The sequence below is a fragment of the Bacillus fonticola genome, from assembly GCF_012955605.1.
GTDB classification, from domain to species: domain Bacteria; phylum Bacillota; class Bacilli; order Bacillales; family JC228; genus Bacillus_CG; species Bacillus_CG fonticola.
On record NZ_CP052135.1, the window covers coordinates 1698299 to 1713682 of the forward strand.

The window sequence follows — 15384 nt, forward strand, 5'->3', positions numbered from 1 at the left end:
TACGTTTACGGGTACATGTCACATCAAAGAAAGCCTCCGTGTGTCGATCTCGATCCTCAACCATTCATTGCCAACCGCCATCTAAAATCATCGTTTGTCCGGTCACATACGCAGACCGTTGCCCCGCTAAAAGTGCGACAGCCCCCGCCACGTCTTCAGGAAGTCCAGCTCCGAATGGGATAGATTCTTCTAAATAAGTTCGTTCCTCTCCTGTCAAATGATCGTTCATACTCGTGTCAATAAATCCTGGTGCAACAGCGTTCACACGCACACCCATTGGTCCCCATTCTTTTGCGACTGATTTCATGTAAGCGAGCTGGGCACCTTTACACGCACTGTACACACTTTCTGTAGCTGCTCCGCGTAGTCCCCATACGGATGATACGAATACGACAGATCCTTTCGAACGAAAAAGTTTCGGGGCGACTTCCTTCATTAGCAAAATAGGTTGGCGAATGTGTGTGGCAAATAGGTTGTCCATTTCGAGTTCGGTCACGTCTTGTGCTAGCTGGATGCTACTGACTCCTGCATTATGTACGACGGTGTCTACTGCGAATAGAGCGCGTGTTAATTGGTATACTTCTTCAGGCTTGGTGAAGTCCGCCCGCAGCGCAATAGCCTCCCCATCATCCTTTGTGTATTTCTCCACCATATCGATCGCTTTTTCCCTTTGTGTTGCGTAGTGCAAATAGAGCGAATATCCTTCTGCAAATAGCTTGTCGGCGATTGCTTCCCCAATAGCTCCTGTCGCTCCTGTAACGAGCGCCCATTTTCGTCTCACTTTTCATCTCTCCCCCAACATGCAGAGCCGCTCACAGGAATGCGAGCGGCTCTAAACAGATCAAGCGCCTTTCGGAACAACTTTGCAAACACTCATCGCCTCTTCTTGGAAAAAGGATTTGGCAAATTGTTGCACGTCATCAAGCGTAATGCCCTCCAAAGTCGGCAACACTTCAAACAAATCCATTTCGTTGAATGCGAAGCGTGTGAACTGGTTTGCGATAAACTCAGGTGAGTTCATGGCGCGTAAAAAGGTACCGATTTTTTTCTTTTTCGAGCGCGCCAACGCCTTTTCTTTCAACCCTTCCCCTTTGGCTGCGGCAAGAAGAATCGTACGAATTTCTTTGGCAAAAGCGTCGGGGTCATTCGTATCTCCGCCAATTGCAGCAAACCCGAAGTTCGTTTCTTGTGTGAAGTCGTAGCTGAAACTATCGTCGATGAGACCTTTTTCGTACAAATCAGTGTAGTGCTCCGAGCTAAGGGAAAACAGCATATCTAACAACATATTGGCCGTTTGTTCTCGCTTCATGAGCGCTTCGCCTGATAGGTTCAGCTCATTTGATTTAATGCCGAGCATACATTTTGAGTTTTGCACGTTCATCGGAATCGTCTCTTCCTGTTTAGCGACAGAAGTTGGTTCTTCGGCAAACTTACGCTCGATGGGTGCTTGGTCTTTGTACGATTTTTTATTTTGATTCGTTCTTACAAATTCCATCATCTCATCGGCATCGACCGCACCGACGATGAACACGAGCATATTCGATGGGTGGTAGAACGTGTTATAGCACTCGTATAACAGGTCTTTTGTCACGCCGGCAATTGATTCTTTTGTCCCCGCAATATCAATTTTTACTGGGTGCTCGTGGTACAAGTTGGCGATGAGACCAAAATACAGGCGCCAGTCGGCATTGTCATCATACATCGTGATCTCTTGGCCGATGATTCCTTTTTCCTTTTCGACGGTGTCTTCAGCAAAGTAAGGTTCCTGAACGAAATCCAGCAGCGTTTCCACGTTCTCATTCACGCGGTCTGTGCTGGAGAAAAGGTAGGCGGTTCTTGTGAAGCTCGTGAATGCATTCGCACTCGCACCTTGCTTTGTAAACTGTTGGAACACATCGCCGTCTTCTTTTTCAAACATTTTGTGCTCGAGGAAGTGTGCAATGCCATCGGGAACTTTTCGCCATTCGTTTTGACCTAATGGTTGGAAGTGGTTATCAATCGATCCGTACTTTGTCGTAAACGTGGCAAACGTTTTTTGAAAGCCACCTTTAGGTAAGATGTACACGTCAAGTCCGTTGTCCATTTGCTCATAATAGAGCGTTTCGTTCATTTGCTGGAAAGGGATTTCTTTCATTACGCTGTCTCCTCCCCTTTTAAGAAATAGATCGTATCGAGGTTGATACGCTCGCCGACTGCTTGGACTTCTTCTTTAGAAACCGCTTGAATGGCATCAATCCATTGTTCGAGCGTTTGCTTCGTTTCAGCAATTTCACTGTGATACAGCGCTTCAATGACGCCTCGTTGCGTGTCAATCGTTTCGAGTAATTGATTCTTTAAAACGGCCTTCGTCTGTTCCACCATGTCATCAGTGAAGTCACCGGTTTGCATCGCCTGCATTTGTTCGTTGACGATTTGCACTGCTTGATCGTAATTCTTTTGGTCGATGCCGGTCATAACGAGGACTAACCCTTTATGGCTTTCTAACCGGCTCGCCGCATAGTACGCCAGGCTTGCCTTTTCCCGCACATTAATGAACAATTTGGAGTGCGAGAAACCACCGAAGATGCCGTTGAACAATTGCAAAGCAGGGTATTCTTTATCGCCGTAGCGAATGTCAGTACGGTAACCAATATTCAGTTTGCCTTGCTGCACGTCCTGTTCTTCTTGTACTTCCTTCACTTCTTCCCGCTTATTTTGTTCGCCCTTTTCGAGTCGGGCGCGCTCCCGGGACGGCACAGAGAAGATAGATGTGACGAGCTTCGTGACTTCTTGTGGCTCGATGTCTCCCACAACGTACAAATCCATTTTGTCTTCAGCTAGCGCCTGTTCATAGTACTGATATAACGCTTCAGTTGTAATGCCGTCAACGTCCTCACTGCGACCGTTCAAACGAAGCGCGTACGGCTCACCTTCACACATTTCCTCGACGAGACGCACACCACTGTAGCGCATTTTATCATCGTTCATCGCTTGAATACGCGCCTTCATCGTTCTTTTTTCTTGCTCGACCGTTTTTTCGTGAAACTGCCCGTTCACAACGTTCGGCGTGTACAGCACTTCTTGTAGAAGTTGTAACCCTTTTTCTAACAGGGGCGTTCGATCTTTCAAAAAGCGCTCATTAGGTAAATCGATCGTAAACGTTAACGTATGCGTATCCCCTTTTTTAGCAAGGTCCACATACAAAGCAGCCCCATATAAATCGTCGAGATGGCTGCGAAGTTTTGTCGTCGTGTCATAGTTTTTCGTACTACTTTGGAGCACGTATGGTAACAGTGCTCGCATCGTTACCGTCTGTTCTTGGATCGGGGCGTTCATTTTCAACACGAGGCTGTTCGTCTTGAATTTCTTTGTCGGGATGGTATGTAAAGTCAGCCCATCGTGTGCGGATCGTTCTTCTTGGACGTACGTCACGAGTGTTTTCCTCCTTTAAATGAGAGTCTCATCTTGTGTAGTTTCGGATAAACGTAATTTCACTATACATAATAGAGGGAAGAAGTGGCAAATATTCGAGAAGAAGATCAGCTTTGAGGAGTAAAAGGAGTAAATACAAATAGTTATATGGCGGCCTTCAATTTTATGTGTTAAAATTTACCATATACATTAAGTTATTTTTTTGCCAAAAAAGTAAGCCTAAATTAATTTTTATCTATTTTATTTTTGGCTCTGTTAAAATGGCTGTTGATTTCCGTTCCAGGTGCTCGCTTTCCGCGGGGTGGGCGGTGAGCCTCCTCATCGCTGCGCTCTTGCGGGATGAAATGCGGAAGCGGTCCGTTTTGCTTCCTCTGAAAAATGTTCTTTGGCTTTAGAGGCGCTTTTTGCCTCAAAAGACGAAGGTTATTTTCAGACGGGAGCAGACCGCTGTAGCTAGACACGTCTCACCTGTCCCGCTAATCCCGCAGAACAAGGAAGAAAGGCTAAAGGCGCCACGTCCTGTGGCAACGCCTTCCTGACCCACGTCCTGTGGGCCTCCGCTCCAATCAACAGCGTGCCAAGTATTATTTTTGCTTCTTATCACACCCTTTGTTATACTGAAGTTTAGGTGAATCTTATTTGAATTGGCTTTGCTAATTCAGCTACATCCTCGTCTGTTACCGTGCGACCGCGAATCGCTTCTAACAGATTCGAGGATTTTTCTTTTGCTGTTTTTTTCAACTGTTTCCATACGCTAGACCCTTTTTCGTATAGCTGCATCAACATGTCCGCAATCTGGATGAGAAGATAATGATTTTTCATCGCTTGGTACTGGTGGCTATTAGGGTGCTCAATAAAATAACGCGTATTTTTTTGTTGATTAAAACATTGATTCTCGATCTTCCAACGGCTTCGACCTACTGAAACCAGCCGTTCTGCATTGTTCTTGTTCACTTTCATATTCGTGATAAAGACAAATTGTCGACTTGTTCCTTCTTCTGTTTCGAACTTAGATTCCAGTACATTCACCATTCTTTTATGATAGGGCATGTCATTGACCCAAAAAAGATGACTCTCCAGTATCTCCCTTCTATTTTGTACTGGTTGAAGCACCGCTTCTTGAACAGTTCCTTGACCATATAAGTCCTGATTTCTTCTAACTCTGTCACTTCTAGTCCAGTTAAAAAGTCGTTAAAGGTATTGTAATGAGGGAGTTCTTCCAACTCGTCTAGCTGCAATGTTTTCCTCACATTCTCTATACACTCATCCGTATTTAATGCGTCACTCATGCTTCTCATAGAGGTCAAACCCATCACGTTTTTTAACAGAGTGGTATATAAGAGTACTTCTGGTCCATAGGTAATATAGCTTTTTGATCGGTGATCTTTTACTTTTTTTAGTTTGTGAATTGAATGAATTTCACAAATCAGAGCCCATGCAGCGCAAGGGTTTTGAGACATAGTAAAAGGAGTACCTCCCCAAGTCTTGTATAATGGTAAGTAAGCAAGAACCAAAAGACTGGAGGAACTCCCAATGGTTAGTATACGACAAGAGAGCTTGTGTAGCATCCAAGAATGATACGAGATGGAACCTCCCCAACGCTATCAAGAGATGATTTCAGCGATAGACTTGGATGAAATTTACCACAATGTAACCAAAAAGTCTCGGTTCGATGCTCCCGAAAAATTAAATTATGCCGCTATGGTCATTTCAGTTTGTATCTGCTATGTTGAGGGGATTCCTACTAGTAAACAGCTCATTAAACGGCTGAAGGATGACCTGAACTTCAAGTTAAATTGCAGTTTTTTAGTTTCAGACAATACCCCATGTGAATCTTCCTACTCGCGACTTTTAGGTAAATTGAGTGAATCTAATATTTTAGAAGAAGCCCAAGAACAAGTTGTGCTCCAAGCAGTTAATGAGGGCTTTATTACAGAGGATACGGTCGCTATTGACGCCACCCATTTTGAAGCCCGTGATCAAGCACCGCCGAAAGAAGAAAAGCCCAAAACTGAACCTAAAAAACGCGGTCGAAAACCGAAGGCAGAGCGTGAGCAGTGGATCGGAGCATTCCTCCCTAAGTCTGAGCATTCCTCCCTAAGTCTGAGCATCCCTCCCTGAGTCTGAGCATTCCTCCCTGAGTCTGAGCATTCCTCCCTAAGTCTGAGCATCCCTCCCTGAGTCTGAGCATTCCTCTCTGAGTCTGAGCATTCCTCCCTAAGTCTGAGCATTCCTCCCTAAGTCTGAGCATTCCTCCCTAAGTCTGAGCATTCCTCTCTGAGTCTGAGCATTCCTCCCTGAGTCTGAGCATCCCTCCCTAAGTCTGAGCATTCCTCTCTGAGTCTGAGCATCCCTCTCTGAGTCTGAGCATCCCACTCTAAGTCTGAGCATTCCTCTCTAAGTCTGAGCATTCCTCCCTGAGTCTGAGCATTCCTCCCTAAGTCTGAGCATTCCTCCCTGAGTCTCCGAACAAGCTGAAAAAGAAGCTGATTTTCCACTTTTTGAGAGAAAATCGAAGCTCAATTAGATGCATCTGTAGCGGAATTACGTGCTGAAGTCCCTCAAAACCCTACTTGGGGCGTCAAAAAGAACAGTGAAGGGAAGAACGTCTTTTGGTATGGCTACAAGGGGCATCTGACTGTCGGCACATCGAGTCAATACATACTACAGACCCTTTTCTCATTGGGTAGTCTGAACGATGGAAAGGCAGCGATCCCACTATTAAAGGGGATTCATGTACGTCTCGCTCTTCCGACATTACGCTATCAGACCATGGACGCAGGCTATGATTATGACCCTATTTATGGACAAGTACATCGAATGGGGCATCAGTCCATCATTGCGTATAACAAGCGAAATGAGCCAGAACCAGGACGTGGCGCCCTTAGCCTTGCCTCCTTGTCCTGCGGGATCAGCGGGACAGGTGAGACGTGTCTAGCTGCAGCGGTCTGCTCCCGTCTGAAAATAACCTTCGTCTTTTGAGGCAAAAAACGCCTCTAAAGCCAAAGAACATCTTTCAGAGGGAGCAAGGCGGACCGCTTCCACATTTCATTCCCGCAGGAGCGGAGCGACGAGGAGGCTCACGGCCCGCCCGCGGAAAGCGTCCGCCTGTAGCGGAAATCAACAACCTTGTTCAAGCGGTATGAATCAAGAAAATTTTTAAGCAACTACTATTCTGCTGGTCTGTGTATTTTTAAAAAGAGCAATTATGAAATTGATTCAAATTAGATCCTTAAAGAAATGTCTTTGAGTTTTTGTGAACTCGAAGAAATAATTCGTCTCTTTTTCCTGTTTTCTTCTCTCTTTTCTCGTAGCCATAGTAATCCTCCTAAAATGTGCAGTCATATAGCACTTTTGTACCGCTAAATTATCTCATATTTAGCACATTTTAGGGTAGATAGACGTAAGATTAGCTCGAAGAATTTTTACTCTCCAGTACTGGAAGAAGATGGAAACTTTGCGCGCGTATACTCGGTGAAGGTGTTGATAGATTTTGTCGATCAAATCAGGCACCTTATCCATCAAATCGCTAGTTGCGCATCAAAAAAGAGTTGACCAGCAAAAACTGGTCAACTCTTTTCATATTATTACCGTGAACCTTTCACGTACGGTGTGTTCAAGGCTTTCGGTGCTGTGGCGCGACCGATGAAGCCGGCTAAAGCTAAAATCGTGAGTACGTATGGGGCAATGTCGAGCACCACTTTCGGTACCGCCTCTAGCCAAGGAACTTGTGACTGAACGTAGACTAGACTTTGGGCTAATCCGAAAAACAGGGCGGCTCCCATTGCGCCTAATGGATGCCATTTCCCAAAAATCATAGCGGCGAGCGCCATAAACCCTTGTCCAGAAATGGTCCCGTTGGAAAAATTGAGCGAAACCGTTTGTGCGAAGATGCCGCCCCCGAGTCCACCGAGCGCTCCACTGATGATCACGGCGATATAACGCATTCTCGTGACGTTAATTCCCATCGTGTCGGCTGCCGTTGGATGTTCTCCAACTGCACGTAAACGAAGGCCAAACGGTGTGTAAAATAATACGAACCAGACGATAATCACCAATACAAAGGCGACCAAGTTCGTTGCGTACGTACTTTGGAAAAATAGCGGTCCTAAGATGGGGATGTCAGACAAATACGGTACAGACGTTTTATTGAACCACACGTCGATGCTATCTGTTTGCCCTTTTCCGTATAACTTTTCAATGGCGAACAAGCCAATTCCTAGCGCAAGAAAGTTAATGGCCACCCCGCTAATGACTTGATCAGCACGAAACGTAATTGAGGCGACCGCATGAAGAATAGCGAACAAGCTTGAAGCGAGTGTAGCAGCGAGTAGCGCCACCCATTTAGCGCCGTCGTCCATGATCGGAGCTAACGTTAAGTTTGTCACAATTCCAACGAAGGCACCCATGATCATAAGTCCTTCAAGGCCAATGTTCACGATACCAGCTCGTTCAGAAATCACGCCACCTAGTGCAGTAATGATTAGAGGTACCGCTAAAAAGAGTGCGTTCGGGACAACAATTGCTAAAATGTCCATCAATCCCACGTTATTGTCCCCCTTTCTTACGACGTGCAATGAGAAATCGAATCATATAACTTGAAGCGACAAAGAAAATAATCACCGCAATAATAATGTCGACGACTTCTGTTGGAACTCCTGCTTCTAACGGCATATTTAAACTTCCAAATTTCAATCCGCCAAACAAAATAGCGGCTAACACAACACCAATGGCTGTATTGACCCCTAATAAAGCAACAGCAATTCCGTCAAAACCGATGTTTGTAAACCCAGATTTTACGGAGGCATACTCAAATGTACCGAGCCCTTCCATCGCCCCAGCTAAGCCGGCGAAGATTCCTGAGATCACCATCGAAAGCACGATATTTTTTGGCACACTCATCCCTGCGTAGTTGGCGGCATGTGTGTTAAAGCCAACTGCTTTTAGTTCGTACCCTTTTGTCGTACGTTCCAATAAAAACCACATCACAATAGCTGCTGCCATCGCAATCAAAATCCCCCAGTGCATCCGTGAATATAGTGTCACATTCTCTAAAAATGCTGAGGTTAATGTAGCTGTTGGCGCAATCGTTTCCGTTCTGTCCTGGTTATCTGTCAAGACGTTTCTGATTAACGAGTTTGTCGTATACAATGCCACGTAGTTCATCATGATCGTCACGATGACTTCGTGGACACCCAGTTTTGCCTTTAATATACCCGGAATAAATGCCCACACCCCACCAGCCACAGCGGCAGCTAGTAAACTTAATGGAAGATGGATGTACATCGGTGCTTCGACTGCAATCCCTACCCAAACGGCAGCGACCCATCCTACGATCACTTGTCCTTCTACCCCAATGTTAAACAAGCCTGTACGGAACGCAAAAGCGACAGCTAGTCCTGCTAAAATGTACGGCGTGACTTGACGAATCGTCTCGCCGATGTAATAGGAATCACTCATTACACCGGCAATAAGGGAGCCGTATGCTTGAAGTGGATTATATCCCGAAAAGAGCATAACGAATGCGCCCACAAGTAGGCCTAATACTACCGAGACGACCGGGATGACTATGTTCATCATGCGATCAGATTTAAACATCGTCTATTCCCACCTTTCCACCACGTGAGCTACCTGCCATTAACAGGCCTAGTTCTTGTTCAGACGTTTCTTTAGGGTCGACCACGGCAACAATTTTCCCTTCGTAAAGAACCGCAATGCGGTCACTCACATTTAAAATCTCATCAAGTTCAAACGAAACTAATAGAATCGCTTTTCCTTCGTCGCGTTGCTGGATGAGACGTTGATGAATAAACTCAATAGCTCCGACATCAAGACCACGAGTTGGTTGCGCGGCAATGAGAAGATCCGGGTTACGGTCTACCTCACGCCCGATAATCGCCTTTTGCTGATTTCCACCTGATAGAGCACGTGCTGGTGTGAATTCATGAGGCGTTCTTACGTCATATTCTTTAATTATTTTTTTCGCTTGCTTTTGAATTTCCTTATGCTTTAAAATACCGCCTTTTGAGAGAGGCTCCTTATAATAGGTTTGTAGAGCGATATTCTCTGCAATAGAGAAATCTAACACTAAACCGTGCTTGTGACGGTCTTGCGGAATGTGGCCAACCCCTGCCTCTAATATTTTGCGAGGTCTTTTTCCTTTTAGCTCTTGACCGTTTAAGACAATCGAACCGGAGTTAGGTTTGCGTAAGCCTGTGATTGCTTCAATGAGTTCTGTTTGTCCGTTCCCGTCGACACCGGCCACGCCAAGAATTTCCCCTGAGCGCACTTCAAGACTCAATTCATTGACCGCTTTAATCCCGCGTGAATCTTTAACGATGAGGTTGCTGATTTCTAACACTTTGTCTTTCGGAGTCGCTTTTGACTTCTCTGTTGAAAACACGACATCACGTCCCACCATGACACTCGCTAATTCCGTAGGGTTCGTTTCCGCAACGTTGTACGTTCCGATGCCTTGCCCTTTGCGGATTACGGTGACACGGTGACACACTTCCATAATTTCTTTTAATTTGTGCGTGATGAGGATGATGCTTTTCCCTTCATCAATCAGTGTTTTCATAATTTGAATGAGTTCTTTAATCTCTTGCGGTGTTAACACAGCTGTTGGTTCGTCTAGAATGACGATGTCTGCACCGCGATAAAGCGTTTTTAGAATTTCTACACGTTGCTGCATCCCAACAGAAATATCCGCAATTTTCGCATCTGGGTCAACGCGAAGTCCGTACTGATCCGAAATATTTTGAACGATTTTCCTTGCTTCTTTCATGTTGTTTATGACTTTTCCGTAATGGGGCTCTTTGCCTAAAACAATGTTTTCCGTCACTGTAAACGTGTCCACGAGCATGAAATGTTGGTGCACCATGCCGATTCCGAGATCATTGGCCTTGTTCGGATCCGTAATGTGAACATCTTCCCCGCGCACGCGAATGCTTCCTTGTTCAGGCTGGTACAAGCCAAATAACACGTTCATTAACGTCGATTTTCCCGCTCCGTTTTCTCCAAGAAGTGCGTGAATCTCGCCTTTTTTTACTTGAAGCGTCACGTTGTCATTCGCGACAATGCCTGGAAACTCTTTGCGAATATTGAGCATTTCAATGACAAACTCCATGGCTAACGCTCCTTTCATTTACTTAGAATTGGAATCAACTGTTACTTGTAAGAGGTCTGACAACTACTTTTTCCACAAAAAGAATGCAAACAATACCGGTTCGTTTGCAAGAATACGTTTCGAGTTGGATGGCTCTTCTTCCAATAGGAATCAAACCTGAAGCCACTCGAGAAATCGAACAGCTTCAGCTTCAATCCCCCTGCATAAATAGGGGGCAGGGATAGATCTCCCTCCCCCACAAGAAAGAAACCTACTTACTCAGCTGGTACTGAAGGCACTTCGATTTCTCCGTCGATGATTTGTTGTTTGTAAGACTCAATTTCATCAAGAATTTCAGGTGTTAAGTTTTCAGACTCTGCCACTCCGACACCGTTGTCATCTAAACCGTACTCCAGAATTTCGCCACCAGGGAATTCACCGTTCATTGCTTGTGTAGTCACGTCTTGAACGGCTGTATCTACTCGTTTCACCATCGAAGTAAGCGTTACGTTGTAAGTTTCACCGTTTACTTCGACTTCCCCTTCAGGAGCCTGGTCTTTGTCCACGCCGATCACCCACACTTTGCGCTCAGGATCGATGTTTTTCAAATCTTTCGCCTCTGTGAAGATCCCGTTACCCGTCGCACCGGATGCGTGGTAGATCACGTCAACACCAGAAGAGTACATGCTGTTCGCAATCGCTTTCCCGGTGTCTGGCTTATCAAATGCATTCGCATATTGCACGTCGATTTCAGCTTCAGGATTTACTGCTTTTACCCCTGCCACGAAACCAGCTTCGAATTTTCCAATGAGTTCAGACTGCGTGCCACCAACGAACCCAACTTTATTCGTTTCTGTCGTCAAACCTGCCGCCACACCCACAAGGAAAGAACCTTCTTGCTCTGCAAAGACGAGACTTGCCACATTGTCACCTTCCACAACGCTATCGACAATCGCAAAGTTCGTTTCAGGATTTTGCCCGGCAATCGTTTCTACCGCCGGTGCCAATAAGTAGCCGATTCCATACACTAAGTTGAAATCGTCACGAACAAGACGAGAAAGGTTCGTTTCATAATCGGCATCACTTTCAGATTGAAGGTAGTGATAGCCATCGGAACCTTCCGTTAAACCGTTCTCTTTACCGAACGCTTGGAGACCTTCCCACGCGGATTGGTTGAATGATTTATCGTCAACGCCTCCAACATCCGTTACTAATGCTACTTTAAAATCGCTCGTTTCGCTTCCCTCACCTGTAGAGCCGCCATCACTTGCCTCTTCGCCAGTACCACAAGCTGCTAAAATGGACCCTGTTGCGAAAATGGTAGCGAGCATTAATCCAAACTTACGCTTTCTCACGTGAAATCCTCCTAAGATTGTATACTTCAGTAGGTTTGAATCGTGTTTAGAAAGAAATTACGAAAATCGTTTACGCCACACATGAAATTGAAATTGATCAGCCCGAAAATAGTTTACAGAGTACAGAATGGGTGTATCTCTTTCGTCAAAATGCGTCTGCTTTAATAAAAGCAGGGCCGTTTCTGGGCTGCATTCCAACATCGGAGAAACGTGCTCATGGTACCCGATTGGCTCCATATACGTCACTGCATGCGTAATGGTCACATCGCTACGAGACTCCAACCATTGAAAAATAGAATGAAACTCATCGTGTCGTCCGTGCTCCACATATTTTTGTGGAATTCTATCTAAGCAGTATACGACAGGCTTCCCGTTTGCTGTACGAATGCGCTCCATTTCATAAATAGGCTCCAGACGATCGAGTCCAAAACGTTCTTGATCCTCTGCCGTTGACTGCGAGACCTCAGATTGTAAAAAGTGGGTCCCTGGCGTCATGCCGGCTTCTAAAATCATATCTGTCACACTTTTCAGATGCTCGATACCTGAAGACATGACGGGCTGCGCATTAACAAACGTTCCGACACCATGACGACGGACAATCCAATGCTCTTCTTCTAGCACACGCAACGCTTCCCGTAACGTGACCCGACTCACACCGAGTTTTTTCGATAAATCGAACTCAGACGGAAGACGATCATGCTCGGGGTATACACCTTGCTTCATGTCCCGCTTCAATCGATCAATGACTTGCAAATATAAGTGGCGCTGATCTGTTTTCACCATCATGACCGCTCCTCATTTCATACCTTTCTCTCAAATCATCCCTACTAATCGAAAATACTATAACACTATTTATACAAGAAATAAACACTCGATCACGAATTATGTCGAATGGTGACCGATAGCTGAAAACGGGGTATTTTGCGAATTTTGCCACCTGGATAAAAGTGGGTGACAGGCACTACATCATACATTCCAGGCACCCGCTCACTACATTAGATTTTCTTGCACACTCTAAGTTCCAGCGGCGTGCCTACTCACGGTTTTGTGACAGGCACGCAAAACAGGTTACGAACTGGATGCTTCGTCTTGAGTTGATTTGGCCATGAGAACAGTTCGTGGTTTACTGCCTTCGTACGGACCGACGATGCCACGTACTTCCATTTCATCGATCAGGCGGGCTGCTCGAGTGTAGCCGATGCGGAAGCGGCGTTGTAGCATGGAAACGCTCGCTGTTTGCATGTCTACAATGAGTTGAACAGCGTCGTCATACAAATCATCATCCACGCTTTCTGTCGTTTCGGGTACGTCTTCTGGAATCATCGCTTCTTCGTATTGTGCTTTTTGTTGATCGATAACAAAATCGACGATACCTTCCACTTCTTCGTCAGACAGGAACGCACCTTGAATTCGGAGTGGTTTAGAGGCGCCGACGGGCAAGAACAGCATGTCGCCGCGCCCTAGCAATTTTTCTGCTCCCCCTCCGTCCAAAATGGTACGTGAGTCGGTTTGAGAAGAGACTGCAAATGCGATGCGCGATGGAATGTTCGCTTTAATAACTCCTGTGATGACGTCAACAGACGGACGCTGTGTTGCGATAATGAGGTGAATCCCGGCAGCGCGGGCCATTTGCGCTAATCGAGTAATGGCGTCCTCCACATCATTGGAGGCAACCATCATCAAATCGGCGAGCTCATCGACAATGACGACAATGTACGGAAGCAAAGGTTGTTTATCTTCCTCTACTAAGTTGTTACGCTTCACGAGCTCATTGTAGCCTTCTATATTTCGTGTGCCCGAATGGGAGAACAGTTCGTACCGGCGCTCCATTTCGTTCACGACTTTTTTCAAAGCTTGCGACGCTTTTTTCGGATCGGTGACAACCGGTGCCAATAGATGAGGCACTCCGTTGTATCCGTTTAACTCTACCATTTTTGGGTCAATCATCATGAGCTTTACCTCATGAGGTTTGGCGCGCATTAAGATACTTGTGATAATGCCGTTAATGCACACACTTTTTCCCGAACCTGTTGCCCCCGCTACGAGCAAATGGGGCATTTTGTTCAGTTCAGCAAACACCGCATCCCCTGTAATATCTCGGCCTAAACCGATAAGGAGCTTACTTTCAGGCTTCTCTTGCTCGGTTACTTCTAATACTTCGCGAAGGGTCACCATCGATACTTCACTGTTCGGAACTTCAATCCCGACTGCTGATTTGCCTGGAATTGGGGCCTCAATGCGAATATCTTTAGCGGCAAGGGCTAAGGCCAAGTCATCAGACAAATTGACAATTTTACTTACCTTTACGCCTACATCTGGATGCACTTCATACTTCGTCACGGCAGGTCCGATATGTACTTGCTTGACCGTTGCTTTCACACCGAAGCTTTGGAACGTACGCTCGAGTTTTGCTGCGTTTGCATGGTAGTCATCAAACTGCCCGTGATCCGCTTGTTTAGTTGGAGGGTCTAGCAAAGTAAGCGGAGGCAGCTGATAATCTTTGTTCTCTACTTCTGTAAACTTCATCGGTGGCACAGTTGGTTCTTGTCCATCCGATTCCTTTGGTGCGGTTTCTTTTTTTGACTCATCTGCCTCTTCCATTCCTTCTAACGGCAGTTGTTGCTGTTCGTATGCTCTGTCTGCAAAGCTCTTCACTTCAATTGGCTCCCGCTCTGCAGGTGCGGGTGTCTGTTTTACTTCAGCTGGGGGTTCCCCGGTAGTAGCAGTCGTCTTCGCTGCTTTTTTGGCTTCTTTTTTCTCTTTCTTGTCTTCTTTCCACTTTGCTCTATCTTCCTGGAACGCTTCCCATTGTTTCGTAAAGAACTCGGTAACCTTCGTCGCCACCTTCACGAGGAGATCACCTGCTGTCTTGCCAGTTAATAAGGCCATTCCGATGAGGATCGCAATCGCTGCCATCACTTTTGTACCAGCAGCGGCAAACAGCCAGTAACTCGCTGAGAGCAGCACAGCTCCGAGCATACCGCCACCTAAATCAGACGTCGAACTTTCCCCGCTCACACTCATCCAAAACATTTCCCACGTATTCGTCAGCACACTTGGGCGTCTGATCACGCCTTCCCCTAACAGCAGTTCGAATAGGGTAACATGGCTCAACAATAAGAAACTTGCGATGATTACATACATCCCACTAAGGCGCACACTAGCTAGTTTCGGCATATCGCGCTTCCACATCATGTACCCCGACAACCAAATAAGGAAAAGCAAGAAGAACATATACCATTCTCCAAAGAAAAACTTAGAAAAGTATACGGTCGCCTTTCCGACAGCGCCGAGCTCCGCTATGGCGATCAAAGAGAGTGCAATCAGTAAAAGTGCGCTAATTTCATATTGAAGGATTCTCTTTAATCCCTTATCTTGTTTTTTTCTACGTTTCTTTTTCTTTGGCATTTCGCTCCACAATCTTTCTACTACAATTTTTGTCGTCCTTGTCCTATTGTGCTTCAAATAGAGCAAACGTTCAAGTAGGCAAAGCAAAAAGAGGCGCCACAT

The 15384-nt window shown here is 45.8% G+C and carries 11 protein-coding genes and 2 pseudogenes; 2 read left to right on the forward strand and 11 right to left on the reverse strand.

The features are described from left to right. Nucleotides 1-64 precede the first annotated feature (64 nt). The 5 genes from ymfI to HHK01_RS08325 all read right to left on the reverse strand — a co-directional run bounded on the left by ymfI (nucleotide 65) and on the right by HHK01_RS08325 (nucleotide 4979). Nucleotides 65-781 (reverse strand): elongation factor P 5-aminopentanone reductase, encoded by a 717-nt coding sequence (ymfI, locus tag HHK01_RS08305; RefSeq protein WP_170007349.1) that lies wholly within the window; start codon nucleotides 779-781, stop codon nucleotides 65-67. Nucleotides 782-841: 60 nt separating this feature from the next. Beyond that, complete coding sequence (gene yfmH, locus HHK01_RS08310; RefSeq protein WP_170007350.1) at nucleotides 842-2134, reverse strand: EF-P 5-aminopentanol modification-associated protein YfmH; 1293 nt, start codon at nucleotides 2132-2134, stop codon at nucleotides 842-844. After that, on the reverse strand, nucleotides 2134-3411 hold the full coding sequence (yfmF, locus tag HHK01_RS08315; RefSeq protein WP_228027522.1) for an EF-P 5-aminopentanol modification-associated protein YfmF: 1278 nt from the start codon (nucleotides 3409-3411) through the stop codon (nucleotides 2134-2136). The genes yfmH and yfmF overlap by 1 nt, the downstream gene beginning before the upstream one ends. 624 nt (nucleotides 3412-4035) lie before the next feature. Then, nucleotides 4036-4461, reverse strand: a complete 426-nt coding sequence (locus HHK01_RS15580) for a hypothetical protein (RefSeq protein ID WP_228027523.1) — start codon at nucleotides 4459-4461, stop codon at nucleotides 4036-4038. Continuing rightward, nucleotides 4437-4979 carry a transposase family protein gene (locus HHK01_RS08325; protein ID WP_322619360.1) on the reverse strand — a complete coding sequence of 181 codons (543 nt, stop codon included), beginning with the start codon at nucleotides 4977-4979 and terminating at the stop codon, nucleotides 4437-4439. Before HHK01_RS08325 ends, HHK01_RS15580 begins: the two co-directional genes overlap by 25 nt. A gap of 16 nt (nucleotides 4980-4995) precedes the next feature. Between HHK01_RS08325 and HHK01_RS08330 the strand changes: the two are divergent. Then, nucleotides 4996-5475 (forward strand): annotated as a pseudogene (locus HHK01_RS08330) (transposase); the annotation flags it as partial. Nucleotides 5476-5872: 397 nt separating this feature from the next. After that, nucleotides 5873-6279 (forward strand): annotated as a pseudogene (locus HHK01_RS08335) (transposase); the annotation flags it as partial. Nucleotides 6280-6998: 719 nt separating this feature from the next. Here the strand turns inward: HHK01_RS08335 and HHK01_RS08340 are convergent. The 6 genes from HHK01_RS08340 to HHK01_RS08365 all read right to left on the reverse strand — a co-directional run bounded on the left by HHK01_RS08340 (nucleotide 6999) and on the right by HHK01_RS08365 (nucleotide 15282). Further along, complete coding sequence (locus HHK01_RS08340; RefSeq protein WP_170007352.1) at nucleotides 6999-7958, reverse strand: ABC transporter permease; 960 nt, start codon at nucleotides 7956-7958, stop codon at nucleotides 6999-7001. Nucleotide 7959: 1 nt separating this feature from the next. Continuing rightward, the gene (locus tag HHK01_RS08345) at nucleotides 7960-9009 is read right to left on the reverse strand and encodes an ABC transporter permease (protein WP_170007353.1); all 1050 of its coding nucleotides are present in this window, start codon (nucleotides 9007-9009) and stop codon (nucleotides 7960-7962) included. Beyond that, nucleotides 9002-10540: an ABC transporter ATP-binding protein gene (locus tag HHK01_RS08350; RefSeq protein ID WP_170007354.1), complete on the reverse strand. Its 1539-nt coding sequence runs from the start codon at nucleotides 10538-10540 to the stop codon at nucleotides 9002-9004. The genes HHK01_RS08345 and HHK01_RS08350 overlap by 8 nt, the downstream gene beginning before the upstream one ends. A gap of 254 nt (nucleotides 10541-10794) precedes the next feature. Next, a complete protein-coding gene (locus tag HHK01_RS08355) occupies nucleotides 10795-11874 on the reverse strand; it encodes a BMP family lipoprotein (protein ID WP_170007355.1) in 1080 nt (359 codons plus the stop codon). Nucleotides 11875-11931: 57 nt separating this feature from the next. Further along, nucleotides 11932-12660, reverse strand: a complete 729-nt coding sequence (locus tag HHK01_RS08360; RefSeq protein ID WP_170007356.1) for a GntR family transcriptional regulator — start codon at nucleotides 12658-12660, stop codon at nucleotides 11932-11934. Nucleotides 12661-12942: 282 nt separating this feature from the next. After that, complete coding sequence (locus tag HHK01_RS08365; protein ID WP_170008725.1) at nucleotides 12943-15282, reverse strand: DNA translocase FtsK; 2340 nt, start codon at nucleotides 15280-15282, stop codon at nucleotides 12943-12945. Nucleotides 15283-15384: the final 102 nt, after the last annotated feature.